Genomic DNA, 23,315 nt, shown 5'->3' with positions numbered 1-23,315 from the left:
CCCTCACCCCGCATGGGGAACGAGCGACCGCGTTACTGGTTTCCGCTGGCGCTGCTGGGATTCGCCCAGCTGGCCGTGGTGGCTTTCGGCGGGATGTGGTCCGGGGGATGGTTCGCCTACGCGCCCGCCGGTGAACGACATTCGTTCGGGTACGTGAGCTTGCACGGCGTCGAGATGAGCCGCGAAACCGCGGCCGCGCTGGACACGTCGTTCGACATCGCAGGCCGGAACGACGGCTGGCTGTTCGCCGTGTTCGCGGCCTACCTCGGCACGGTGCTGTTCTACGCCCTTCGGACGAAGACCATGCCGTGGTGGAAGGTCGCCGCGATCGCGCTCGGCGGTCTGGTCGCCATCGCGCTGGCCGACCTGGTCGGTTACTGGGAATTCGACCTCGACGGCGATACCCGGAGCGCGCTCCTGCTGACGATCGGCCTGGTGCTGCTGGCCTGGCTGGAACGCAGCGCGCTGGTGCTGGTCGTCGCCGCGGCGTTCGTGCTCTGCGCGGTCGTGCCCGCGCACGGACAGCTCGCGCTGGTGCTGTCGTCGCTGGTGGCGCTCGCCGGGGCGTTCGCGGCCCTGCTGAGCAGGCCGAAGACGGCCGCCGGGGAGGCCTGAACACGCTCAGTGGACAATAGGGGAGTGAGTACAGAGCCCGAAACCGCGCCGCCATCGCCGCCGCTGCCCAAGAAGCGCGTCGCCGTGGTGTTCGTCGTCGCCGCGGTGCTGTGGGGGATCGACCTCCTCACCAAGCAGATCGCCGTGTCCACGCTGGAGGGCGAGCAGCCGGTCGAGTTCCTCGGCGGGCTCGTGTACTTCCAGCTGGTGCGCAACCCCGGTGCCGCCTTCTCGATGGCGACCGGGCTGACCTGGGTGCTCGCGCTGGTCGCGATCGCCGTCGTGATCGCCATCGTCTGGCTGTCGCGGCGGCTGCGCTCGGTCGGCTGGGCGATCGGCCTCGGCCTGGTGCTGGCCGGCGCGCTCGGCAACCTGACCGACCGGATCTTCCGCGCCCCCGGCCCGCTGCGGGGGCACGTGGTCGACATGATCTCCGCCTTCGCGCCGAACGGGCAGGGCTGGGCGATCTTCAACGTCGCCGACTCCGCGATCTGCGTCGGCGGCGTGCTCATCGTGATCCTTTCCTTGCTGGGCAAGGACTACGACGGAACATCCACAAAGGACAAGAAGAAGGCGGCGACCGAATGAGCGCGCGCATGCTGCCCGTCCCCGACGGGCTCGACGGAATGCGCGTCGACGCGGGGCTGGCCAAGCTGCTGGGACTTTCCCGCACCGTCGTGGCGGAACTGGCCGAATCCGGCGAGATCTACCTCGACGGCAAGCCCGCCGGGAAGTCGGACCGGCTGACCGCCGGCGGACTGCTCGAAGTGACGCTGCCCGATCCGGCCTCGGCCGTCGAGGTCGTCGCGGAACCCGTCGAGGGTATGAAGATCCTGCACGACGATGACGACATCGTGGTGATCTCGAAGCCGGTCGGCGTCGCCGTGCACCCGAGTCCCGGCTGGACCGGGCCGACCGTCGTCGGCGGGCTCGCCGCCGCCGGGCTGCGGATCGCGACCTCCGGCGCGGCCGAACGCCAGGGCGTCGTGCACCGGCTGGACGCCGGCACCACCGGGGTGATGGTCGTGGCGAAGAGCGAGCACGCGTACACCGTGCTGAAGCGGGCGTTCAAGGAACGCACCGTCGACAAGGGCTACCACGCCATCGTCCAGGGCCACCCGGACCCGACTCGCGGCACCATCGACGCGCCGATCGACCGGCACCCCCGGCACGACTACAAGTTCGCCGTCGTCCAGGGCGGGCGGCCCAGCGTCACGCACTACGAGGTCGTCGAGGCCTTCCGTGCCGCGTCGCTGGCGCAGATCAAGCTGGAGACCGGCCGCACGCACCAGATCCGCGTGCACTTCTCGGCGCTCAAGCATCCGTGCGTCGGCGACCTGACCTATGGCGCCGACCCCGTGCTGGCGCGCAAGCTCGGGCTTTCGCGGCAGTGGCTGCACGCGAAGACGCTCGCCTTCGCACACCCGGCCGACGGGCGCTGGGTCGAGTTCGAGTCGGAGTACCCGGACGACCTGGCGAACGCGCTGCGGATCCTGCAGGACGAGAACTAGCCCCCTTCCGCATTTAGTCCTCTGAATGCGGGCTTGAGGGGGTACCGGATGTCATGAAAGGGCCGTTCAGGACGAAATGTGTCCTGAACGGCCCTTTCATGACATCTGGGCAGCCGCGAAGGGCGAGTTTCCTCGGCTCAGCCGCGTGAAGGGGCCCTTCACGCGCACGTCGAGACGAGCCGCATTTAGTCCTCTGAATGCGTACAGGGGACGCGCTAGTCCTCGATCGACCAGGTCAGCGTGCGCTCGTCGGGCTCCGGCCGCGGCGACCAGCGCACGGCGACCACGCGGGTGGCGTCCGGCAGCACGTAGACGGTGTGCCCGCCGAGCGTCTCGCCGGGCCGGACGCCGATCTTGTGCGGCGGCCGCGACGTCAGGGAGACCGGCGCCTTCGCGATCGGCTTGCCGTCCGCGGTGAGCAGTTCGAGGTAGTTGTCCGGAAGCGACACGAACGGGATGTTCCCGCGGTTGGTGATCTCGGTGTGCACCACGACCGACCGTTCCCCGGCCTCCAGCGAGTAGCCCGCCGCGCTGAACAGGTAGTCCGCCGGGTCCTGGACCTCGAGCAACTGGACGGTGAGCTGCTCGCCCTCCAGGCCCTGGGTCTCCATCACGTCGCCGGTCCGGCCCTTCTTGCCCTCCGGGGCGGCCTGCGGGGTGACCTGCTGCTCGTCGCCGCGCGCCCAGGACGCGGTCTGGGGGACACCCCAGGTGCTCATCACCGGGTCGACGGGCGCCACCGGCGGCGGGGCGAACTGTTGCTGCGGTGGCGCGGGCGGACGCGGCGGGGGCTGCGGCGGCGCCATCGGCTGGCGGACCGGAGCCGACGGCGGGCCGGGGTAGCGGCCCGAAGGCGTGCCGTGCACGTTGTACGCGCCCGAAGGCGTCCCCTGGACGTTGTACGGCCCCGAGGGAGTGCCCTGGATGTTGTGCGGCCCGGAGTGCCCCGGCGGACGCTGGGGTTGTTGAGGGGGCTGCTGGGCCCAGGAGGGCGGCGAGCCGGCGATGGCGGAGCGTAGCCCGTTCGGGTCGCTCTCCACGCCCACGAGCAGGGGCAACCCGCTGCCCGAGAGGGCGACCAGGCGGTACGCGACCTCGCGCGGATCCATCCCGACCTTCGCCGCGAGTTCGTGTACGGCCGCCTTGCCCAGGTCCGCGAGGGCGGCGAGCAGGCGGATGTCCACGGGATCGGTCACGGCCACGTCGGGGAACGCTACCGTCTCGCCTCCGGCGCCGCGGGGAGAGGCCGCAAATCCCGGCTTCGGTAGTACTCGCTCTCCATTAGGGTCGGGGATACCGCCTCCATCGACCACTGGGGAAAGAAAACATGAGCGAAGTCTCCGCCCTCGCCGACGAGTTCGTCGAAGCCCTCTTCGACGCCGAGCCGGTCATGCCCGCTTTGCAGGGCTTCCGTCCGGAATCGACCGGGCTCACCGATCTCAGCGAGGCCGCGGGGGACGCTTTCCGCGCGCGGCTGGCCGGGCTCGCCGAGCGGGCCGAGGCACTCGCCACCGACGGTTTGAGCGCGGAGGAGAAGACCACCCGTGACGTCCTGATCGCGATGGCGCGGGCGAGGATCGCCCTGCTGGACTCGCGGTTCGTCGAGTTCACCATCAGTGACCTGTTCATCTCGCCCGCCGCCGAGGTGCTCACCGTGCTGCCGATGATGTCGGTCGGCACGGACGCGCAGGCGGAGGCCCATCTCGGGCGGATCGCCGCGATCCCGGAGTACCTGCGGCAGGCCGCGCAGCGGCACCGGGACGGCGTCGCCCGCGGCCTGGTCCCGGTCGCCTACCTGGTCGACGCCGCCGTCGCGTACCTCGACCGCCACCTCGCCGAGCCCTCGGCCGACCCGCTGCTGCGCCAGCCCGCGCCGAACGAGGACTTCGAGACCCGCCGCGCCGACCTGCTGCGCGACACCGTCCGTCCCGCGATCGCCGAGTACCGGGAGGTGCTGGCGAAGGAGATCGCGCCGCACGGCCGTCCCGAGGACAAGCCCGGCGTCTGCTGGCTGCCCGACGGCGAGCGCCTCTACGCGCTGCTCGCCGAGATGCACACCACGACCGTCCGCACCCCGCGTGAGCTGCACCAGACCGGTCTCGACGTGATCGCGGGCCTCGCCGGCGAGTACCGCGAGTACGGCTCCCGGGTGTTCGGCACCAGCGACCTCCAGGAGATCTTCACCAAGCTCCGCACCGACCCGGACCTGCGCTGGTCCAGTGCCGACGAGATGCTCGACTCGGCCCGCGCGGCCATCACCAGGGCCGAGGCCGAGGCGCCGAACTGGTTCGGCCGGATCCCGCCGCAGCCGTGGACGGTCGAGGCGGTCCCCGCCGAATCCGCGCCCGGCGCGCCCGCCGCGTACTACATGTGGCCCGCGGTCGACGGCTCCCGCCCCGGCATCTACTTCGCCAACACCCACAAGGCGGAGGAGCGGTTCCGGCACGCGGCCGAGGCGACGGCCTTCCACGAGGCCATCCCCGGCCACCACTTCCAGCTGAGCCTCGCGCAGGGCCTCACCGAGCTCCCGTTGCTGCGCCGTATCGGTGACTTCACCGCGTACGCCGAGGGCTGGGGCCTGTACACCGAGCGCCTCGCCGACGAGATGGGCCTGTACTCCGACGACGTCGCGAAGCTCGGCATGCTGACCATGGATTCGATGCGCGCCGGACGGCTGGTCGTCGACACCGGGCTGCACGCCCTGGGCTGGAGCCGCCGCCAGGCCATCGACTTCCTCACCGAGAACACGCCGATGGCACTCGTGGAGATCGAGTCCGAAGTGGACCGGTACATCGCCTTCCCCGGCCAGGCGCTGTCGTACATGGTGGGACGGCTGGAGATCCAGCGCATCCGCGCCGCGGCCGAGCTGACGCTGGGCAGCCGCTTCGACATCAAGGCGTTCCACGACGTCGTGCTCGGCGGCGGTTCGCTGCCGCTTTCGGTGCTGGACGGCGTGGTCCGCGACTGGGTGAAGGGCCACGGCGACACCCCGAACGGCCTCGCCGAGGAGCTGATGGAGCTCAAGTTCGAGGAACTTCCGCTGTGGCGCTCCCTGCTCGGCCTCCCCGGCGACGAAGGCGCTCTGCCGGACCCGAGCGCGGAGGCCGCGGCCGCTCAGCGCGCGTCGGCGGTCGCCATCGCCGAGCGGGCCGAAGCCCTTGCCACCGATGGACTTTCCCCGGCCGAGGCGGTCACCCGCGAGGTCGTGATCCAGCAGGCGAGGGCGATGGTCGACGTCATCGATTCGCGCGCTGCGGAGTTCTCGGTCAGCGACGGGCTGGCCTCGCCCGCGTTGTTCCTGCTCAACGAACTCGCGGTGCTGTCGCTGACCGACGAGGAGAAGGTCCGCGGTTACCTGAAGCGGCTGGAACGTCTCGGCGCCTACCTGGACGCCCTGATCGTGCGCCAGCGCGCGGCCGCGGCCGACGGGCTGGTCCCGCCCGACTTCCTCGTCGAAGGGGGGATCGCTTACGTGGAGCGCTATCTCGGCGACGAGGCGGGCGATCCGCTGGCGCTCACCGCGTCCGTTTCCGTGGAGGGCTACGAGACCGAACGGGACCGGCTGCTGGCCGAAGTCGTCCGGCCCGCCTACACCCGGTATCGCGACTTCCTCGCCACCGAACTGCGTCCCGTGGCGAAGTCCGAAAAGGAGCCGGGGCTCTGCGCGCTTCCCGGCGGGCAGGAGAAGTACGCCGCGCTGATCCGGGCGCACACGTCCACCGAGCGTACGGCGCGGGATCTGCACGACACCGGCCTCGACATGATCGCGAAACTGGCCGACCAGTATCGCGAGCTGGGCGAGAAGATCTTCGGTACCAAGGATCTCGACGAGATCTTCGAGCGCCTGCGTACCGACCCGGCGCTGCGCTGGCGAGACGGCGACGAGCTGCTCACCGCCGCGCGTGACGCCATCCTGCGTGCCGAAGCCGTCGCGCCGGAGTGGTTCTCGACCGTTCCCGAGGAACGGTGCGAGGTCGAGCCGGTGCCGCCCGCGGAGGCGCCCGGCGGCACGCTGGCGTACTACATCGAGGCGTCGCTCGATGGTTCGCGGCCGGGCACCTACTACGCGAACACCTACGAGGCCGAACAGCGCCCGAAGCACACGAGCGAGGCGATCGCCTTCCACGAAGCCGTTCCGGGGCACCACTTCCAGATCTGCATCGCGCACAAGCTCAAGGGCCTGCCGATGTTGCGCGGGCACGCCGACGTCAACGCCTACGTCGAAGGCTGGGGTCTCTACTCCGAGCGCCTCGCCGACGAGATGGGCCTGTACTCCAGCGACCTGACCAGGTTCGGCATGCTCACCCAGGATTCGATGCGCGCCGGACGGCTGGTGGTCGACACCGGGATGCACGCGCTCGGTTGGAGCCGTCAGCAGGCCGTCGACTACCTGGCCGAGAACACTCCGATGGCCAGGGTGGAGATCGAGGCCGAGATCGACCGCTACGCCGCCGTTCCGGGGCAGGCGCTGTCGTACATGGTGGGACGGCTGGAGATCGAGCGGATCCGCGCCGAGGCCGAGGCCGCCCTGGGCGACCGGTTCGACATCAAGGGCTTCCACGAGGTCGTGCTGGGCAACGGCATCCTGCCGCTGCGGGTCCTGGACGACGTGGTGAAGGCGTGGGTGGCCGCGCAGTGAGCCGGAACACAGGCGAAGTGCGTGCTCCCGGCGCATACTGTCGCTAAGCGAGCGCTCAGTAACTCGATGAGGAGATGCGGATGAGGATCGGGACCGCGATCAGCTACGCCGGCGGGTTCGCCGAGAGCGTGGCCGACATCGTCGAACTGGAGAAGGCCGGACTGGACATCGTCTTCGTCCCCGAGGCCTATTCGTTCGACGCGGTCAGCCAGCTCGGCTACGTCGCGGCGAAGACCGATCGAGTCCAGATCGCGTCGGGCATCTTCCAGATCTACACGCGGACGCCGACGCTGACCGCGATGACCGCCGCCGGGCTCGACTTCGTGTCCGACGGCCGGTTCACGCTCGGCATCGGCGCCTCGGGTCCGCAGGTCATCGAGGGTTTCCACGGCGTGAAGTACGACGCGCCGCTCGGGCGCACGCGCGAGATCATCGACATCTGCCGTCAGGTGTGGCGGCGGGAGAAGGTGGTGCACTCCGGTACGCACTACTCGATCCCGCTGCCACCCGAGCAGGGCACGGGGCTCGGCAAACCGCTGAAGCTGATCAACCACCCGGTGCGCGAGCGGATCCCGATCCTGCTGGCGTCCATCGGCCCGAAGAACGTCGCGCTCACCGCCGAACTCGCCGAAGGCTGGGAGCCGATCTTCTTCCACCCTGAGAAGGCCGCCGACGTCTGGGGCGCGTCGCTGGCGGAGGGCAAGGCGAAGCGCGACCCGTCGCTGGGCGAGCTGGACACCTTCGTCGGCACAGCGCTGGCGATCGGTGACGACGTCGAAGGGATGCTGGACCACCTTCGCGGCATGCTGGCGCTCTACATCGGCGGCATGGGCGCGCGCGGCAAGAACTTCTACAACAGTCTCGCCCAGCGGTACGGCTACGAGGCCGAGGCGAAGCTCATCCAGGACCTTTATCTGGACGGAAAGAAGGAGGAAGCCGCGGCGGCGGTGCCGAAGGAACTGATCAGGGCGATCTCGCTGATCGGTCCCGAGGGTTACGTCAAGGAGCGGCTGGCGGCCTTCCGCGAGGCCGGTGCGACCACGCTGGTGGTCAACCCGCTGCTGCCCGGCCGTGAGGCCCGCGTGGCGCAGGTTTCGAAGCTGCGCGAACTCATCGATTAGGCGCGCAGGGGGAGGCGAACCTCTCACCTGTATCGATACGGTATACTTGACCTGCGCCGGTGTACCCCCTTCGTGGTCAAAAAACGGCCTCCCGGTGGAAAGAGAACGTGAATCACGCCTGAACGGCGGGGAAATCCGCCATTATCAGGAGTGAAAGCGAGACCTCGGGGGAATCCGTTCGCGACGAAGGTGAGGTGCCTCGCGTGCGCAAGCAGATCGGCGAGCCGTCCGCCGCGGTCCTGGACGTCGGGTCGTTCAGTGCACGGCTGGTGGTCCTGGCCAAGGGTGGTTCGCCGCTCGACCCCGTGCTGAGCCACCAGACGCGGCTGCGGCTGGACCGGGAACTCGACGATGACGGGAACCTGACCCGGCGCGGCATCGACGCGGTCTCCTCCGCGGTCGAGGCGGGGATGACCATGGCCGCCAAGCACGGCGTCGAGGACGTGTACCCGCTCGCCACGTCGTCGATCCGCGACGCGACCAACGTGAAGCAGGTCGTCTGCGACGTCGCGAAGGCGACCGGGGTCAAACTGCGCTTCCTCACCGGCCGCCGCGAGGCGGAATTGGCGTACGTCGGCGCGCGCCGCTGGTACGGCGCTTCCGCCGGACGGCTGCTCGTGCTCGACATCGGCGGCGGGACCGTCGAACTCGCCGCGGGGGACGCCGAGGAAGCCGGGTTCGCGCACTCCCTGCCGCTCGGCGCGCGCTCGCTGACCCGGGACTGGTTCAGCACCGAATGCCCGTCGCCCAAGGTCGTGCGGGCGATGCGGGAACACGTGCTCGACGAGGTCAGCGACGCGATGCGGGACGTCCTGCCGCAGATCCGCGACCATCACGCCGTCGGCTGCTCCAAGGTGCTGCGGCAACTCGCCCGGCTCGCCGGCGACCGGCCGTCCCGCTCCAGGGAACTGCACCTCGACGACCTCCGCGCGTGGATCCCGCGGCTGGCGAAGCTGCCCGCGAAACGCCGCGCCGAACTGCCGGGTATTTCGCGCCAGCGGTCCCATCAGGCGCTCGCGGGCGCGATCGTCGCCGAGGCGTTGCTGACGCTTTCGGGTGGTCAGGTCGCCATCTGCCCGTGGTCCACCAGGGACGGACTGCTGCTCGGCATGCTCGACGGGCTGGTCACGCTGGACGGCAAACCGGCGAAAGCCGCCTGAGGACTGGCGCATCCGGCCGCGAGCGGGTACCCCGGACACATGAGGGAAAGCAAGAAGAGCTTCGGGCAGGACGACGAAGAAGACCTCGACGACCTCCGCGGGATCCAGCCGAAGACCGACGTGCCGAGCGCGCCCAACCGGGACATCGGGCCGCACGGCACCAAGGAGGTCGACGACGTGCCGGGTGGCGGTGAGGCGCCGATCGAACCCCCGGACTGAGCTTGCGAGTGTCATGAAAGGGCCGTTCAGGACATTTTTCGTCCTGAACGGCCCTTTCATGACATTTCGCGGGTCACGCGTCCTTCGGCTGCCGCCTCGCCGGAGCGCGGCCCGCTGGCTGCGTCGGCGCCGGACCCGGATCGATCGCCGGGATCGGCAGGCGAACCGGCTCGGCGGTCACCGTGAACGTCTCGCCGTGGTGCGCCAGTTCCAGCGGTTCCCCGGTGATCACGTGGTAGGTCGCGTTCTCGCCGTCGATCTCGACCTGGAACCGGGTGCCGCGGAAGGTCAGCCGGAACGCGATCCGCCGCAGTTGTGGCGGCAGTCGCGGCGCGAAGGTCAGCCGCCCGCCGTGGTCGCGCAGCCCGCCGAATCCGGCGACGGTGCCTTGCCACGCGCCGGCCAGCGAGGCCAGATGCAGTCCGTTGCGGACGTTGTTGTGCACGTCGTGCAGGTCGGTGAGCGCCGCCTCGGCGAGGTAGTCGTAGGCCAGTTCGAGATGCCCGACCTCGGCCGCCACCACGGCCTGCGTTCCCGCGGACAGCGAGGAATCCCGCACGGTGATCGCCTCGTAGTAGGCGAAGTCGCGCGCTTTCTGCTCAGGGGTGAAGGAATCCCCGCACAGATGCAGCGCGAGCACCAGATCGGCCTGTTTGACCACCTGCTTGCGGTACAGGTCGAAGTACGGGAAGTTCAGCAGCAGCGGGTAGAAATCCAGGTCCGTCGCCGCGAAATCCCACTCGTCGTGCTCCAGGAACCCTTCGGATTGCGGATGGACGCCGAGGTCTTCGTCGTAGGGCACCAGCATCGCGTCGGCCGCCTTGCGCCACAACGCGACCTCGTCGTCGCCGACGTCGAACCGCCGGGCGATGTCGGCGTGCTGGCCGACGATTTCGGCGGCGTAGAACAGATTCCGGCGGGCCATCAGATTCGTGTAGACGTTGTTGTCCGCCACCGCGGAGTACTCGTCCGGCCCGGTCACCCCGTCGATCCGGAACCGGCCCCGCCGGTCGAAGTGCCCCAGCGACAACCACAACCGCGCGGTTTCCAGGAGCAGTTCGGCGCCACAGGTCCGCATGAACTCCTCGTCGCCGGTGGCGTTGAGATACCGCACGACGGCGTCGGAGATGTCCGCGCTGACGTGGAACGCCGCCGTGCCCGCCGGCCAGTACGCCGAGCATTCCGCGCCGTTAATGGACCTCCAGGGGAACGCGGCGCCGCGTAAACCGAGCTGTGCCGCCCTTTCCCGCGCTTTGTCCAAAGTGGAGTGGCGCCAGCGCAGGGCGTCGCGGGCGGCGTCCGGGATGCTGTAGGTGAGCACGGGCAGGACGAAGGTCTCGGTGTCCCAGAACGCGTGGCCGTCGTAGCCGGGGCCGGTCAAACCCTTGCCCGCCAACGCCCTCGTCTCACCGCGGGCCCCGGCCTGCAGGAGATGGAAGAGCGCGAACCGCACGGCCTGCTGCAGTTCCGGGTCGCCGTCGATCTCGATGTCCGAGGTCTCCCAGAAATCGTCGAGGAACTCCTTCTGTTCGGCGAGCAGTCCCTTCCAGCCGGTCTGCCGGGCCCCGGCCAGCGCGGCCTCGACCTGCGCGCGCACCGCGGGCACCGAACGCTGCGCGGACCAGCCGTAGGCGAGGAACTTGGTGATCCGCAGCCGTCCGCCCTTGGGCACGTCGACGGCGATGGTGAGCCGCGCGAGATCGTCCTCGGCCTCGATATGCGTGCGCACACCGTCGGAGACGTCGATCTTGTGGTCCATCGCGGCGGCCATCCGCAGCCCGGATCGCCGGGTCTGGTGCACCAGCACCGCGTGATACGCCTCCGCGTGGTGATATTCGCCGACCAGCGGCGATTCGAGTGCCGCCGCGACCCGTGGATCGCGCGTGTCGGACTCGATGGGTTCGTTCGCCAGCAGATCCGACTGCACCACCAGCTGGAGATCGTCGTCGAGCGGTTCGACCTCGTACCGGATCGCGGCGACGGCGCGCTGGGTGAACGAGACCAGGCGTTCGGTCTTCACCCGGACGCGGCGCCCGGTCGGCGAGGACCAGACGGTGTCGCGCGCGAGGGTGCCCTTCCGGAAGTCGAGCACGCGGTCGTGTTCGGTGGCCTGGCCATAACGCATGTCGAGCGGTTCGTCCTCGACCAGCAGCCGGAGGATCTTGCCGTCGGTCACGTTGACGACGGTCTGGCCTTCTTCGGGGTAGCCGTAACCCGTTTCCGCGTACGGAAGGTCGTGCTGCTCGTAGAAACCGTTCAGGTAGGTGCCCGGCAGGCCGCGCGGCTCCGCCTCCTCCAGCGTCCCGCGCAGGCCGATGTGCCCGTTGGACACCGCGAACGCCGATTCGGTGCGCTGCAACGCGTCGACGTCCATCCCGTGCCAGCGCAGCTCCCAGGGCGCGACCTCGTAGCCGCGGAAAAGCGCTTCGCTCACTTGCGGTCCTCCAGGAGTTCGGCGAGGTCGTCCACCACGACGTCGGCGCCGTGCGCGAGCAGTTCGCCCGCCTGGTGCGCGCGGTTCACTCCGACCACGTAACCGAAACCACCGTCCTTGCCCGCCTGTACGCCCGCGAGCGCGTCCTCGAAGACGGCCGCGTTCGCCGGTGCGACCTCGAACGCCTCGGCGCCGGCGAGGAAGGAGTCGGGCGCCGGTTTGCCGCGCAGGTTCTTCTCGGCGATCACGATCCCGTCGATCCGCGCTTCGACGAACTTGGTCAGGTCGGCGGCGTCGAGCACCTTGGCGCCGTTGGCCGACGAAGTGACGACGCCGATGCGCAGTCCCGCCGCCTTCGCCGCTTCCAGATACCGGACGGAACCCGGGTACGGCGTCACGCCCTCCTCCTCGATGATCTTCAGCACCAGCTGATTCTTCCGGTTCCCGACCCCATTGACGGTGGCGGCGTCGATGTCGTCGTCGGGGTTACCTTCGGGCAGCTCGATCCCGCGCGAGGTGAGGAAGGTGCGGACGCCGTCGGCCCTGGGCCTTCCGTCGACGTAGGCCGCGTAGTCGGTGTCGGTGAACGGTGAGAACGCGTCACCGTCGCGGGCGCGCAGGAACTCGTCGAACGTGCGCTTCCACGCCGCGCGATGCTGGGCCGCGGTTCCGGTCAGCACGCCGTCGAGGTCGAAGAGGCAGGCCGTGATGGTGTCGGGCAGACCGATCATGCCTGGCAACGCTACCCGCGCTCGCCGGTGGGCGCTCGGCTTCGTCAGGCGGCGCGGACCACGAGCGCGACGTGCCGCGCGGCCCGCTCCAGCGGTTCCGGCGACCGGTGGACCCGGCTGACCAGCAGGGCGCCTTCGAGGTTGTTCATGATGGCCGTCGCGACGTCTTCGGGATCTTCGACATCGCCGAGCAGTTCGCCGAGCAGTTCGACGAGCAGCTTGTGCCAGGCGGCGAACGCGTCCTGGCACGCCTTGGTGATCGCGGGGGAGGCGTGCGCCATCTCCAGCGTGATCGTGGCGAGCGGGCAGCCACCGCGGTAGTCGTCGGCGGCCAGTGCCTCACCCGCCTTGCGATACCACCAGGCCACGGCGTCTTCGACCGTCTCGTTGCGCTCGAAGGCGCGGCGGACCGTCTTAGCCACGACAGCGGTGCCGAGTTCGATCGCGGCGACCGCGAGTTGCTCCTTGCCGCCGGGGAAGTGGTGGTACGCCGACCCCCACGGCGTGCCGGCCTCTTCGACCAGCCGCCGCCACGAGGTCGCCTGGTAGCCCTCACGGCGGAAGAGCGTCATGGCGGTCGAGATCATCCGCTCGCGGGTGGTGGTGTCGGACACGTGTCCAGCATAGTCCTTGACTAGGACGACCGTCTTAGGAAAGCCTAGGACGATCGTCTTAGGAGGCAGCCATGACCATCGACGTCACCGGACAGACCAGGCAGAAGACCGTGACCTGGCAGGATCCGCTGCCCACCGCCCGGCTCGGCCGGGAGCTTTCCGGGCTCGAATACCTGACCGGCATCGCCGAGGGCCGGATCCCGCCCGCGCCGATCTCGGCGCATTTCGGCATGCGCTGGGTGAGCGTGGCCGAGGGTGACGTCGTGATCGCCGCGACGCCGGACGAGTCGCTCTACAACCCGATCGGCACCGTGCACGGCGGCGTCGCGGCGACCCTGCTGGATTCGGCGGTGGCGTGCGCGGTGCATTCGACCCTGCCCGCCGGTGTCGGCTACACCTCGGTGGAGCTGAAGGTGAACTACCTGCGCGCGATTTCCGGTTCGGTGGGCGAGATCCGCGCGCACGGCTGGATCGTGAAGGCCGGTTCGCGCGTCGCGTTCGCCGAGGGCGACATCCGTGACGGGCAGGGCAAGGTGCTCGCGACGGCGTCGAGCACCTGCCTGATCATCAAGCCCTAGAACATTTCCGCGCCGGGCGGTACCGGCTGCTTGACGTCCCAGTGCTCCACGATGAGCCCGTCCGCCACGCGGACGATGTCGACGACGGCGGCCCCGGGTTCCTCGCCCGGCCGGACGACGTGCAGGTGGACGACGACGTGCTCGTCGTCGGCGATCACGCGTTTCACCGCGACGTCCGCGTCCGCCATCGGTGAATTCCGCATGGCTTCGACGAAAGCGTCACGGCCGGAGGGGAAACCCGGGCTGTGGGTGACGAAATCCGGGTGCACGTTCGCGCTCGCGGCGACGAAGTCCTTGTGCACGAACATGTTCTCGAAGCAGTCGAGGACGATTTTCTTGGCTGTGGTCATAGGAACAGCGTGCACCCGCTGTCGATTACCGCGGAGGTAAAGCCTCACAGTGGTGGGCGGACCCGGCGGCCGCGGATCGCCTCCGGTTCGCCGTAGCGGCCGAGGATCCCGGCCAGTAACGCCTTCGCGTCCGAGACCCGCTCTTCGCCGTACTCCGCGATGAGTTCCTTTTCCAGCGCGGCCCGATGTTTCCGCGAGCCTTCGACGGCGCTTTCGGCTTTCTCCGTCAGGTGCAGCAGGCGGGTCCGCGCGTCGGCCGGATCGGGCTCGCGTCGCAGCAGGCCCCGGCGTTCGAGGTCGGCGACCGCCTTCGACGCGGCCTGCTGGGTCACGCCCATCCGTTCGGCGAGGGCGGAGATCGACAGCGGTCCCGCGAGCACGTGTTGGAACACGACGCCGTCGTTGAACCGCGGTTCGCCGAGGCCGTCGGCGGTCAGTCTCCGCTGGATCTCGCCGGCCATCGCCCAGCCCGCGAACAGCGAGACGAGTGACAGGTCGAGGTTCGACGGCGTAGGATCCACAATCATGGTTGTGGAATCTAGCACGACACCGCCCGAAGTGAGGGCGGAGTTCGTCCGCGTCGCCCATCGCGTGGTCTGGTGCACGCTCGCGACCGTCGACCGGCGGGGCAGGCCGAGGTCCCGGGTGGTGCACCCGATCTGGGAGGAACGGGACGGCGAACTGGTCGGGCATCTGTTCACCCGGCCGACGCCGCTGAAGAAGGCGCATCTGGCCCGCACGCCGTTCGTTTCGTGCTCGTACTGGGATCCGGCGCACGAGGTCGCCGTCGCCGAATGCGGCGCCGCCTACGCCGACGACGAGGAGACCCGGCGGCACCTGTGGCGCCTGGCGTCGGAAACGCCGGAGCCGCTGGGTTTCGACCCGAAGATCATGGGCGGTGACGACCCGCTGGACCCGGACATCACCGTGCTGCGGTTGACGCCGTGGCGGATCAGCGTCGCCGGGCTGGCCTGGAGGGCCGCTTAGGCCGCGCCCACCTTGCGTTCGAAGACCAGCCCCTCGGCGGCGCGCAACCCGACGCTGATCGCACCGGTCAGCACGCCGTCGTCGCCCAGTTCGCCCTGGACGACCGAGGGGACCAGGGGAGTGAACGAGCGCAGGGCGCGGTCGATCGGGTCGAGCAGCAGATCGGCCGCGGTGCCGATGCCGCCGCCGAGCACGATCAGTTCGGGGTCGATCACCGCCGCCACCGACGCCACGGTGTACGCGAGCCTGTCGGCCTCCGCCTCGACGGCACGCAGGGCGAGCTCGTCGCCGTCGCGGGCGAGGCGGAAGACCTCGCGGGCCGATTTCGCCGTGCCGAGGCCGAGTTCACGCGCGCCGCGCACGACGGACTGCGCCGCGGTGGCCTCTTCGAGGTGGCCGCGGACCGGCGGGGCGTCCTCGCCCTCACTCGCCGCGTGCGACTGGCCGTAGGGCAGGTAGCCGATCTCGCCCGCCGCGCCCGTCGCGCCGCGGAAGACCTGGCCGTTGACCATCACGCCCATCCCGACGCCGGTGCCGATGGCGATGCAGCCGAACACGGACGCGCCGCGCGCGGCACCGCGTTCCCATTCGCCGACGGCGGTGAGGTTCGCGTCGTTCTCGACCATGAGGTCCGGGCCGAGGACGCCTTCGAGTTCGTCGAGCAGGCCCGCCTTGCCCCAGCCGGGCAGGTTCGGCGCGTGCCGGAAGCAGCGTTTGTCCGGGTCGGCGACGCCGGGGGAGCCGAGGACCCGCACGACGATGTCCGCCTGCGACAGTCCCGCTTCGCGCACCGTCGCCGCGGCGAGGGCGCCGACGGCGCTGACGAGCGCGGTGCCCGAACGCGAGGTGTTCCGCTCGTCACGGCGGGCGACCACGGTGTGGCCGAGATCCGAGACGGCGACGCGGAGATGCTCGCGTCCGATGTCGACTCCGAGGACGTAACCCGCCGTGGGATCCGCTTCGTAGAGGACGGCGGACCGGCCGGTGCCGGTCGAGGTGTGCCCGGTCGCCCTGGCGAGACCGGCCGCTTCGAGGGCCAGTAACGCTTGGCTCACCGTGGGTTTCGAAAGACCGGTGTCCTTGGCGACTTGGGGCCGCGTCGCCGGGCCGCTGCGGCGCAGGAGGTCCAGCACGGCGCGCTGATTGATCTTCCGCATCCCGGCGGGGGTGCCGACGGGTGGGTTTTCTGCGCCAACCACGAGCTTCGCCTCCTGTCGAACCAAGGTGTTCCACCAAAGTTATCCGCCTCCGGCCCGAAATGGGCAAGAAGGTTTACATTCGGTGGTCCCAGGCGACGATAAACGTGCCCGCGCCGCGAATCGCGCACGCCGCGCGCGAAAAACCGCGATTCACCCGGTATCCGGACGCGTGCTCCCAGTGACCGGTAATGGTCTAGACCAGATGGCGTCAGGCGACGTGACGGCTCGCCGGTCGCCGGAATCCCCTGTGCTGCCGGGGTCGTTCGGGGGTTTCGCCGGTCTCGTAGCCGGTCTCCGCGCTGTGGGAACCCGGATGGTCGGCCGTCGTCGCCGGGCTGGGACGGTTACGGAGCCGGTGCTGCCGGTTCACCACGTACAACAACAGCAGTCCGGCGACGACCAACCCGTGCGTGAGCACGCGTCCGGCGGTCACCTGACCGGTGACGAGGTCGCCCGCCGACAACGCCAGGAGGAGCGCGACGAAACCGGTCAGCGCGGGCAGCTGCCCGGACGCCGCCTTCGTGCGGACGGCCGCCCAGCCGAGCCCGACGCCGACGGCGAGGTTCCACGCGCTGCTTTCGTGGGAAAGGTGTCCGATCAGGGACTCCGTGCCGTGTCCCGCGGTGTGGTCTTCGACGCCCAGCAGCTGGGCGAAGGCGAGGCCGAGCTGCGCGATCGCGACCAGGGCGAGCGCGATCCTGGCCGGCCAGCCCTCGCTCGGCGGGGCGGGGGTGCGTTCGAGGATGACGGCGGTGAGGTCCGGGACCGGGGGCGCCGGACGCAGCAGCAGCGTCCGGTGCAGCCGTTCGGCGCGCGAGAGCCAGGACCGGCAGGCGGCGCAGCCGGCCACGTGCCGGTCGACCACCTCGGGCGGGGCGGGTTCGGTTTCGCCGTCGAGCCGGGCCGACAGGGCCTCGCGGCAGGTCTCGCACTTCACGTCTCACTTGTCGGGCGCGGGCCTGCCCCGGTTCCCGGGACGCTGCTACGTTTCTCGTATGGCCGGGGCGCGCAACCACGACGACGAGCGGGTGACCGAGCTCGCTCTCGCCGCCGCCCGCGGCGACCGGCGGGCGCTCGAGGACTGGGTGCGTGCCACCCAGGCGGACGTCTGGCGCTTCGTCGCGCACCTCGCCGACGTCGGCGCCGCCGACGATCTCACCCAGGAGACGTACCTCCGCGCGTTCGGCAGCCTGCGCCGGTTCGCCGGCCGGTCGTCCTCGCGGACCTGGCTCCTGTCGATCGCGCGCCGGGTGGTCGTCGACCGGATCCGGGCGGCTTCGGCGCGCCCGAAGCTCGCCGACGTCGACTGGGAGGCCACCGCCGAACGTCGCGGCGCCCGCCAGGCCGAGGGGGTCGCCGGGTTCGAAGACCTGGTGGAACTGCGGATGCTGCTCGACGGGCTCGACCCGGAGCGGCGCGAGGTCCTCGTGCTCACCCAGGTGCTGGGCCTTTCCTACGCGGAGGCCGCCGAAATCTGCGGCTGCCCCGTCGGCACCGTGCGTTCGCGCGTCGCGCGCGCCCGCGAAGACCTGCTCGAAGCGGGCCGGGAACGCGACTCCATCTGACGCGTTTCGTCCTCTCAATGCGGTAGTTCGCGCTGCCAACTACCGCATTGAGAGGACGAAATGCCACGTGCGCTGTGGCGCGTCACACATTTGAGCCCTTCCGCTGTCACCTCGTCACACAGATGGGGCGACACGACTACTCCGCGTTGACTAGGCCGAATGCCGATGCCTAGCGTGTCGCCATCCAACCCCAGGCCGCGCGAGGGTCCCCGCCTGCTCCGCGCGCTCTCGAAGGGATCTTCCCGATGGCCAGTCCCACCACCGCTGAGGGCCACGGCAGCGAGGCTCCGGACCCCGGAGGCCTCGGCCGCCGCCGGTTCCTGACCTTCCTCGTCGCCGCGCCCACCCTCACGATCGCCACGAAGATCGGCATCGACACCGTCGCGCCCGAAGAGGCCGAAGCCGTCATCCCCACCCCGCCGGGTCCGGCCGAGATCCTCGACCTCGGCGACGTGCTGATCCTGTCGAACGCCCCGACCGCGAACCTGCTGGTCCTCGAAGTCCGCGAGGACGGCCGGGTCCGGCTGGAACTGCCGCGGACCGAGGTCGGCCAGGGCATCACCACGGCGAACGCGATGCTGGTCGCCGAGGAGATGGACATCCCGCTCGACCAGGTCGACGTCGTGCTCTCCGACGCCCGCCCGGAACTGCTGTTCAACCAGCTGACCGGCGGTTCCAACACGATGCGCTCGCTCTACACGCCGGTGCGCACCGCGGCAGCAGCCGCCCGCGCCCGCCTGGTCGCGACCGCCGCTCAGCAGTGGGGCGCCAAGGCGGACCGGCTGTCCACAAGGGACGGTGCGGTGATCGCCCCCGACGGCCGCCGCGCGGACTACGGAGCGCTGGCCAAACCCGCCGCCCGCGCCGACCTCGGCAAGCTCACCGCGACCCCGAAGGCGGAGTCCGCGCACAAGCTCATCGGCACGCCGCAATCGCGCAAGGACGCCCGCGCGATGGTCACCGGGCAGCTGAAGTACACCCTCGACCTGGACATCCCCGGCGCGAAGCCGGTGATGGTCCGCCGGCCGCCGACGATCAACGGCACGGTCGCGAAGGTCAACAACGAGGCTGCCGTGCGTGCGATGCCGGGCATCATCGACATCGCGGTGATCAAGACGGGTGTCGCGGTGATGGCCGAGACCTTCGGCCAGGCGCTGGACGGCAAGAACGCCCTCGACGTCAGCTGGAACGGCGGCACCGTCGACGGGGAGAACAACGCGACGATCAAGAAGAAGCTGCAGGCCGCGGCGCTCCCGTTCGTCGTGCCGCCGCTGCTGACCCAGTACGTCGACGGCGAGTTCGACTTCGCCTTCGCCAGCCACGCCCCGCTGGAGACCAACTCGGCGGTCGCGGACGTCCGCGATGACGGCGCGACCATCTGGTCCGGGATGAAGGTGCCGATCCTCGCGAAGCAGAACATCGCGCGGGAACTCGGGCTGCCCGAGAACAAGGTCGTCGTGCACGTCCAGCAGGCGGGCGGCTCGTTCGGACGGCGGCTGTTCTCCGACGGCGCCATCGAGGCCGCGCGTGCCTCCAAGGCGTTCAAGCGGCCGGTACGGCTGATGTGGAGCCGCATCGACGACATGCGCCACGGCCGCGCCCGCGCCGCGAGCCACCACAAGATCCGCGCGACCTTCGCCCTCGGCCAGGTGCTCACCTTCGAACACCGCGTCGCCAGCGTGGAGACCGACTGGAGCCACGGGCTCGGCGAGGTGCTGACCGCCTTCGCCGCCGAACTCCCGGTCGGCGGCAACCTGAGCTTCGCGCAGACGGTGTTCCTGCTGACGGTCAAGTCGCCGTACAACTTCGGCGTCACCACGCAGCTGCTCAACGAGGTGCCGGTGGACTTCCACACCGGCGCCTGGCGGTCGGTGTACTCGGCCAGCACGCGCGGCGCGGAAGAGATCATGGTCGACGAGATCGCCGCGAAGCTCGGCAAGGACCCGGTGGAGTTCCGGCGGGAGTTCATCAAGAACGACCGGCAGCGCGCCGTGCTGGACAAGGTCGCGGAACTCGGCGAGTGGGGCAAGAAGATGCCCAAGGGTTTCGCGCAGGGGGTCGCCGTGCACGGCGAGTACAAGTCGTACACCGCGTGCCTCGTCGAAATGGACGCCCGCGACCCGAAGAAGCCGCGTGTCACCAAGGCGACCATCGCGGTCGACGTCGGCAAGCCGATCAACCCGCGCGGGATCGAGGCGCAGATGCTCGGCGGCCTGACCGACGGCATCTCCACCACGCTGACCGCGGGCCTGCACATCGACAAGGGGCTTCCGCTGGAGGGCAGCTACTCGCAGTTCCACTACGCGCGGCAGAAGAACTCGCCGATGGACGTCAAGGTGTTCGTCATGCCGGAGACGGGCGAGATCGGCGGTGCCGGGGAACTCGGCGTGCCCGCGCCGGTCGGCGCGATCGGGAACGCCTATGCGCGGGCGACCGGGATCAAACCGCGTAGTTTCCCGATCAACTTCCCGATCGACTTCGACCCCTTCCCCCGCTGACTTTCCTTCCCCGCCAAGGAGTTCCGATGCCCAATTACACCTTCACGGTGAACGGGAAGACCGTCACCGTCGACGCGCCCGCGGATCTGCCCATGCTGTGGGCGCTGCGGGACAAACTCGGCGTCCGCGGCCCGAAGTACGGCTGCGGGATCAACGTCTGCAAGGCCTGCACCAGCCACCTCGACGGCGAGGCGTTCAACCCGTGCGTGACGCCGGTGTCCGACTGCTCGGGCAAGGAGGTCACCACGATCGAAGGTCTCGCCGACGGTGAGGATCTGCACCCGGTGCAGGAGGCCTGGCTGGAGCAGGACGTCGCGCAGTGCGGCTACTGCCAGCCGGGGCAGATCATGGCCGCGGTGGCGCTGCTGAAGAAGACGAAGAACCCGACGGACGCCGAGATCGACGCCATCCAGAACGTCTGCCGGTGCGGCACCTACTTCCGGATCCGCGAAGCCATCAAGAGCGCGGCCGCGAAGATGTGAAAATCCCGCCGGTGCGGCGGGAATCCCGATTTCCCGCCGCACCGGCGGAGTCTTTCCGCTTCGACAGGCCACCTCCGGACAAGTCGTGTTAGATGACGGCCCCAGGGACTCGACGAGGAGTCCCTGCCCCGGAGGACGTCCATGCACTACGAAACTGTGCTCCGCGAAGGCTCGGCCGTCATCGTCGCCGAACTGGCGGTCGAGGTCGAGAAGCAGCTGCCCGGGCTCATCGACGGCACCGTCGAGCAGATCCGCGCCGAAATGCCGGTGTACCGCGACGCGCAGTTCGTCACCCTCGCCGAACTGCGGACGTCGGTGCGGAACAACCTCGAGTTCGTCATGCGGACCCTGCGCGGCACGGAGGAACCCGACCTCGCGCAGGCGCGGGCGACCGGGCGCGCACGGGCGCTGCAGGGCGCGCCGCTGCCGGAACTCCTGCGGGCCTACCGCATCGGGCTCACCGAAGTGTGGAACCGGTTCGTCGAACTGACCGCTTCGGGCGAGCATCAAGACCTCCGTGGCCTCGTCGCCGCGACGTCGGCGATCTGGGCGCTGATCGACGACTACGCCGAGGCGCTGACGACGACCTACCGCGACACCACCGCCGAAGTCATGCTGGCGCACCAAAGCAGGCGCTCGGCGCTGGTCGAGGCATTGTTCGCCGGCGGCGCGGCCACCGAAGGCACGCTGTGGGACATCGCGCGCGTGCTGGAGCTCTCGCTCGACGGGACCTACGTGGTCGTCGCGGCGGAGACCCCGAGGGTCGGGCACGAACCGTTGCCACAGATTGAAAACCGGCTGCGCGAACGGCATCACGCGTCCGCCTGGCGGCTCACGCCGGACCTGCAGGTCGGGGTGGTCTCCATGCGGGATCCGGCGGCGTCCCAGGTGATCATCGGGCTGCTGCGGGAGAACCAGACCGGCCGGATCGGCGTCAGTCCGGTGTTCACCGGTCTCGGGAACACCTCCCGCGCCCTGCATCTCGCGCGGGTCGCGCTCTCCAGCATGCTGCCGGGGACGACGGGAATGGTGCAGTTCAACGAATCCCCGCTCGCCGGCCTCGTCGCCAGCGCGCCGGAGGCGTCGGTCCAGCTCGCGCACCACGTGCTCCGGCCGATCCTCGACCTGCCCGGCGACGACCGGAACGTGCTGCTGCTGACGTTGCGGGCGTGGTTCGAATGCCAGGGCTCCACGAAGCTGACGTCGGAGCGGATGTTCTGTCACCCCAACACGATCCGGCACCGGCTGAAGCGGATCTCCGAAGAGCTCGGCCGTTCGCTGACCGACCCGGCCGACATCGCCGAACTCGGCGCGGCCCTGCGCGCGCTCCACATGTTCCCGGACACTTCGCATCTGCCCTCGCCGCGGGACCCGCTGCGCTAGCGCGCCGGGCACACTGGGGACCTGAGCCGCGCCATGGCGATCACGCCCAGCAGCGGCCCGACGGCCAGTACGGGGGCGGCCGCCCGCCAGCCGACGGCGTCGGCGAGCACCGGGAGGCCCTGGATGGTCAGCGCGCTGAGCAGGAAACCGATCGCGGTCTGCGCGGTGAGCGCGGTACCGACGTAACGGGCGTCCGCGGCCTCGCTCAACGCGGCGGAGAACTGGCCGGAGTCGGCGATCGCGGCAACGCCCCAGACGAACAGCAGTGTGCCCAGCATCGCGGGGTGACCGCCGAAGACGAAGGCCGAGACCAGACAGCACGCCCCGCTGACGGCCAGCGCCGCGAGCGCGACGTCGATCCGCCCGAACCGGTCCGACAACGCGCCGCCGAGCAGGCAGCCGATCGCCCCGCCGACGCCGATGACGGTGAACGCGAGCAGGCTCACCGTGCCCGGCGAGGTCTTCGACGCCGCGGCCGCGTAGGCCGGGATCCAGGTCCAAAACGCGTAGAGCTCCCACATGTGGCCGAAGTAGCCGAACGCGATCAGCCGCTGACGCCGATCACGCGCCATCGTGAGCAGGTACCGCGGTTCCCACGGCGGTGACCGCCGGGCGGCCGGGCCGGCGCGGACGAAGAGCAGGGCCAGCACCGCCGCGCCGAGGGCGAGAAGGGACGCGACGACGAGTACCGTCCGCCATCCCGGGAGGTTCCCGGCCAGCAGATGGGGTGACGCCGAGCCGAGCGCGAGCGCGGCCAGCAGAACGCCGAGGGCGAGCCCGCGGCTGTTCGGAAACCACGAGACGACGATCTTCATCCCGACCGGGTAGACCCCCGCCAACGCCATTCCGGTGCCGAAGCGCAGCAGTACGGCGAGCCAGAAATGGTTGCCGCACAAGGGAAAGAGTAACGTGAGCAAGGCGCCCGTCGCGGCGCTCGCGGCCAGCAGACGCTCGGGCCGGAGCCGGTCCGCGAGATTGGCGACGGCCGACACCAGCGCGCCGGCCGCGAAGCCGACCTGCACCGACGCGGTGAGCAGCACGGTGCCCTGAGTGGACAGTGCCCATTCCGCGCGCAAGGCCGGGACGACACTCGACGCGGAGAACCACAGTCCCATGGCGAGGATCTGGGCCGCGGAGGTGAGCGCCAGCTGGCGCGGTGCGGAGCTGGACACGTCCGCAGGTATCGCACCCGCGAGCGTGTCCACTCAAGACATCTAGTCGGTGATCAC

22 protein-coding genes are annotated in these 23,315 nt (G+C 70.0%); 13 read left to right on the top strand and 9 right to left on the bottom strand.

The genetic code is table 11. The features are described from left to right. The first annotated feature begins 12 nt into the window (after window positions 1-12). From DMC64_RS23195 to DMC64_RS23185, 3 genes are read left to right on the top strand one after another with little or no spacing between them, the layout of a single operon-like run. Complete coding sequence (locus DMC64_RS23195; protein WP_125735260.1) at window positions 13-615, top strand: hypothetical protein; 603 nt, start codon at window positions 13-15, stop codon at window positions 613-615. Window positions 616-639: 24 nt separating this feature from the next. Then, on the top strand, window positions 640-1,203 hold the full coding sequence (gene lspA, locus DMC64_RS23190) for a signal peptidase II (protein WP_125735259.1): 564 nt from the start codon (window positions 640-642) through the stop codon (window positions 1,201-1,203). Beyond that, window positions 1,200-2,126, top strand: coding sequence for an RluA family pseudouridine synthase (locus tag DMC64_RS23185; RefSeq protein ID WP_037344930.1), 927 nt, complete (start codon window positions 1,200-1,202; stop codon window positions 2,124-2,126). Before lspA ends, DMC64_RS23185 begins: the two co-directional genes overlap by 4 nt. A 215-nt stretch (window positions 2,127-2,341) precedes the next feature. Here the strand turns inward: DMC64_RS23185 and DMC64_RS23180 are convergent, their stop codons facing one another. Continuing rightward, window positions 2,342-3,328 (bottom strand): AsnC family protein, encoded by a 987-nt coding sequence (locus tag DMC64_RS23180; protein WP_037344931.1) that lies wholly within the window; start codon window positions 3,326-3,328, stop codon window positions 2,342-2,344. 125 nt (window positions 3,329-3,453) lie between these two features. On the opposite strand from DMC64_RS23180, the gene DMC64_RS23175 reads away from it, so the two are divergent. The 4 genes from DMC64_RS23175 to DMC64_RS23160 all read left to right on the top strand — a co-directional run bounded on the left by DMC64_RS23175 (window position 3,454) and on the right by DMC64_RS23160 (window position 9,265). Continuing rightward, a complete protein-coding gene (locus DMC64_RS23175) occupies window positions 3,454-6,765 on the top strand; it encodes a DUF885 family protein (protein ID WP_125735258.1) in 3,312 nt (1,103 codons plus the stop codon). 80 nt (window positions 6,766-6,845) lie between these two features. Beyond that, window positions 6,846-7,886 (top strand): LLM class F420-dependent oxidoreductase, encoded by a 1,041-nt coding sequence (locus tag DMC64_RS23170; RefSeq protein WP_037344934.1) that lies wholly within the window; start codon window positions 6,846-6,848, stop codon window positions 7,884-7,886. Window positions 7,887-8,089: 203 nt separating this feature from the next. After that, window positions 8,090-9,046, top strand: coding sequence for a Ppx/GppA phosphatase family protein (locus tag DMC64_RS23165; protein ID WP_037344935.1), 957 nt, complete (start codon window positions 8,090-8,092; stop codon window positions 9,044-9,046). A 39-nt stretch (window positions 9,047-9,085) separates the two neighbouring features. Continuing rightward, on the top strand, window positions 9,086-9,265 hold the full coding sequence (locus DMC64_RS23160) for a hypothetical protein (protein ID WP_037344936.1): 180 nt from the start codon (window positions 9,086-9,088) through the stop codon (window positions 9,263-9,265). A 73-nt stretch (window positions 9,266-9,338) separates the two neighbouring features. Here DMC64_RS23160 and DMC64_RS23155 read toward each other — a convergent pair whose 3' ends face one another. The 3 genes from DMC64_RS23155 to DMC64_RS23145 are packed head-to-tail and all read right to left on the bottom strand — an operon-like array spanning window position 9,339 to window position 13,044. Further along, window positions 9,339-11,639: a glycoside hydrolase family 65 protein gene (locus tag DMC64_RS23155; protein WP_125735378.1), complete on the bottom strand. Its 2,301-nt coding sequence runs from the start codon at window positions 11,637-11,639 to the stop codon at window positions 9,339-9,341. Window positions 11,640-11,695: 56 nt separating this feature from the next. Beyond that, window positions 11,696-12,430: an HAD family phosphatase gene (locus tag DMC64_RS23150; RefSeq protein WP_125735257.1), complete on the bottom strand. Its 735-nt coding sequence runs from the start codon at window positions 12,428-12,430 to the stop codon at window positions 11,696-11,698. 44 nt (window positions 12,431-12,474) lie between these two features. After that, window positions 12,475-13,044: a TetR/AcrR family transcriptional regulator gene (locus DMC64_RS23145; protein WP_233629784.1), complete on the bottom strand. Its 570-nt coding sequence runs from the start codon at window positions 13,042-13,044 to the stop codon at window positions 12,475-12,477. A 71-nt stretch (window positions 13,045-13,115) separates the two neighbouring features. Here DMC64_RS23145 and DMC64_RS23140 point away from each other — a divergent pair, with 71 nt between their 5' ends. Then, a complete protein-coding gene (locus DMC64_RS23140; RefSeq protein WP_037344940.1) occupies window positions 13,116-13,622 on the top strand; it encodes a PaaI family thioesterase in 507 nt (168 codons plus the stop codon). Here DMC64_RS23140 and DMC64_RS23135 read toward each other — a convergent pair. Further along, entirely contained in the window at window positions 13,619-13,972 is a 354-nt protein-coding gene (locus tag DMC64_RS23135) for a nuclear transport factor 2 family protein (protein ID WP_125735256.1), read from the bottom strand. The genes DMC64_RS23140 and DMC64_RS23135 overlap by 4 nt on opposite strands. A 44-nt stretch (window positions 13,973-14,016) precedes the next feature. Next, a complete protein-coding gene (locus tag DMC64_RS23130; protein WP_125735255.1) occupies window positions 14,017-14,499 on the bottom strand; it encodes a MarR family winged helix-turn-helix transcriptional regulator in 483 nt (160 codons plus the stop codon). On the opposite strand from DMC64_RS23130, the gene DMC64_RS23125 reads away from it, so the two are divergent. After that, window positions 14,498-14,959 (top strand): pyridoxamine 5'-phosphate oxidase family protein, encoded by a 462-nt coding sequence (locus DMC64_RS23125; protein WP_125735254.1) that lies wholly within the window; start codon window positions 14,498-14,500, stop codon window positions 14,957-14,959. The two genes, DMC64_RS23130 and DMC64_RS23125, sit on opposite strands and share 2 nt — an antisense overlap. Here the strand turns inward: DMC64_RS23125 and DMC64_RS23120 are convergent. Together DMC64_RS23120 and DMC64_RS23115 are read right to left on the bottom strand one after the other, a co-directional pair. Next, window positions 14,956-16,158 carry an ROK family protein gene (locus DMC64_RS23120; protein WP_125735253.1) on the bottom strand — a complete coding sequence of 401 codons (1,203 nt, stop codon included), beginning with the start codon at window positions 16,156-16,158 and terminating at the stop codon, window positions 14,956-14,958. The genes DMC64_RS23125 and DMC64_RS23120 overlap by 4 nt on opposite strands. Window positions 16,159-16,366: 208 nt before the next feature. Beyond that, window positions 16,367-17,095 carry a zf-HC2 domain-containing protein gene (locus DMC64_RS23115; RefSeq protein WP_125735252.1) on the bottom strand — a complete coding sequence of 243 codons (729 nt, stop codon included), beginning with the start codon at window positions 17,093-17,095 and terminating at the stop codon, window positions 16,367-16,369. A gap of 58 nt (window positions 17,096-17,153) precedes the next feature. Between DMC64_RS23115 and sigC the strand changes: the two genes are divergently transcribed. The 4 genes from sigC to DMC64_RS23095 all read left to right on the top strand — a co-directional run bounded on the left by sigC (window position 17,154) and on the right by DMC64_RS23095 (window position 22,086). Further along, on the top strand, window positions 17,154-17,723 hold the full coding sequence (gene sigC / locus DMC64_RS23110) for an RNA polymerase sigma factor SigC (RefSeq protein WP_016335903.1): 570 nt from the start codon (window positions 17,154-17,156) through the stop codon (window positions 17,721-17,723). A gap of 245 nt (window positions 17,724-17,968) precedes the next feature. Beyond that, window positions 17,969-20,221: a xanthine dehydrogenase family protein molybdopterin-binding subunit gene (locus DMC64_RS23105; RefSeq protein ID WP_125735251.1), complete on the top strand. Its 2,253-nt coding sequence runs from the start codon at window positions 17,969-17,971 to the stop codon at window positions 20,219-20,221. Window positions 20,222-20,247: 26 nt separating this feature from the next. Further along, complete coding sequence (locus DMC64_RS23100; protein ID WP_007030011.1) at window positions 20,248-20,703, top strand: (2Fe-2S)-binding protein; 456 nt, start codon at window positions 20,248-20,250, stop codon at window positions 20,701-20,703. Between the two features lie 141 nt (window positions 20,704-20,844). After that, window positions 20,845-22,086: a CdaR family transcriptional regulator gene (locus tag DMC64_RS23095; protein ID WP_037344945.1), complete on the top strand. Its 1,242-nt coding sequence runs from the start codon at window positions 20,845-20,847 to the stop codon at window positions 22,084-22,086. Here the strand turns inward: DMC64_RS23095 and DMC64_RS23090 are convergent. Further along, window positions 22,083-23,258: an MFS transporter gene (locus DMC64_RS23090; protein WP_125735250.1), complete on the bottom strand. Its 1,176-nt coding sequence runs from the start codon at window positions 23,256-23,258 to the stop codon at window positions 22,083-22,085. The two genes, DMC64_RS23095 and DMC64_RS23090, sit on opposite strands and share 4 nt — an antisense overlap. Between the last annotated feature and the right edge of the window lie 57 nt (window positions 23,259-23,315).

Origin of the sequence: Amycolatopsis sp. WAC 04197, assembly GCF_003947475.1 — a bacterium.
GTDB lineage: Bacteria > Actinomycetota > Actinomycetes > Mycobacteriales > Pseudonocardiaceae > Amycolatopsis > Amycolatopsis japonica.
Note: the sequence above shows the minus strand (reverse complement) of the source record. Positions and strands in the feature narration are given on the sequence as shown.

Bases quoted from the DNA above. Each gene is read 5' to 3' on its own strand.
- DMC64_RS23195 (WP_125735260.1), top strand. From the start codon at position 13: ATGGGGAACGAGCGACCGCGTTACTGGTTTCCGCTGGCGCTGCTGGGA.
- DMC64_RS23185 (WP_037344930.1), top strand. From the start codon at position 1,200: ATGAGCGCGCGCATGCTGCCCGTCCCCGACGGGCTCGACGGAATGCGC.
- DMC64_RS23175 (WP_125735258.1), top strand. From the start codon at position 3,454: ATGAGCGAAGTCTCCGCCCTCGCCGACGAGTTCGTCGAAGCCCTCTTC.
- DMC64_RS23170 (WP_037344934.1), top strand. From the start codon at position 6,846: ATGAGGATCGGGACCGCGATCAGCTACGCCGGCGGGTTCGCCGAGAGC.
- DMC64_RS23160 (WP_037344936.1), top strand. From the start codon at position 9,086: ATGAGGGAAAGCAAGAAGAGCTTCGGGCAGGACGACGAAGAAGACCTC.
- DMC64_RS23155 (WP_125735378.1), bottom strand. From the start codon at position 11,639: ATGGACGTCGACGCGTTGCAGCGCACCGAATCGGCGTTCGCGGTGTCC.
- DMC64_RS23150 (WP_125735257.1), bottom strand. From the start codon at position 12,430: ATGATCGGTCTGCCCGACACCATCACGGCCTGCCTCTTCGACCTCGAC.
- DMC64_RS23140 (WP_037344940.1), top strand. From the start codon at position 13,116: ATGACCATCGACGTCACCGGACAGACCAGGCAGAAGACCGTGACCTGG.
- DMC64_RS23135 (WP_125735256.1), bottom strand. From the start codon at position 13,972: ATGACCACAGCCAAGAAAATCGTCCTCGACTGCTTCGAGAACATGTTC.
- DMC64_RS23125 (WP_125735254.1), top strand. From the start codon at position 14,498: ATGGTTGTGGAATCTAGCACGACACCGCCCGAAGTGAGGGCGGAGTTC.
- DMC64_RS23130 (WP_125735255.1), bottom strand. From the start codon at position 14,499: ATGATTGTGGATCCTACGCCGTCGAACCTCGACCTGTCACTCGTCTCG.
- sigC (WP_016335903.1), top strand. From the start codon at position 17,154: ATGGCCGGGGCGCGCAACCACGACGACGAGCGGGTGACCGAGCTCGCT.
- DMC64_RS23105 (WP_125735251.1), top strand. From the start codon at position 17,969: ATGGCCAGTCCCACCACCGCTGAGGGCCACGGCAGCGAGGCTCCGGAC.
- DMC64_RS23100 (WP_007030011.1), top strand. From the start codon at position 20,248: ATGCCCAATTACACCTTCACGGTGAACGGGAAGACCGTCACCGTCGAC.
- DMC64_RS23095 (WP_037344945.1), top strand. From the start codon at position 20,845: ATGCACTACGAAACTGTGCTCCGCGAAGGCTCGGCCGTCATCGTCGCC.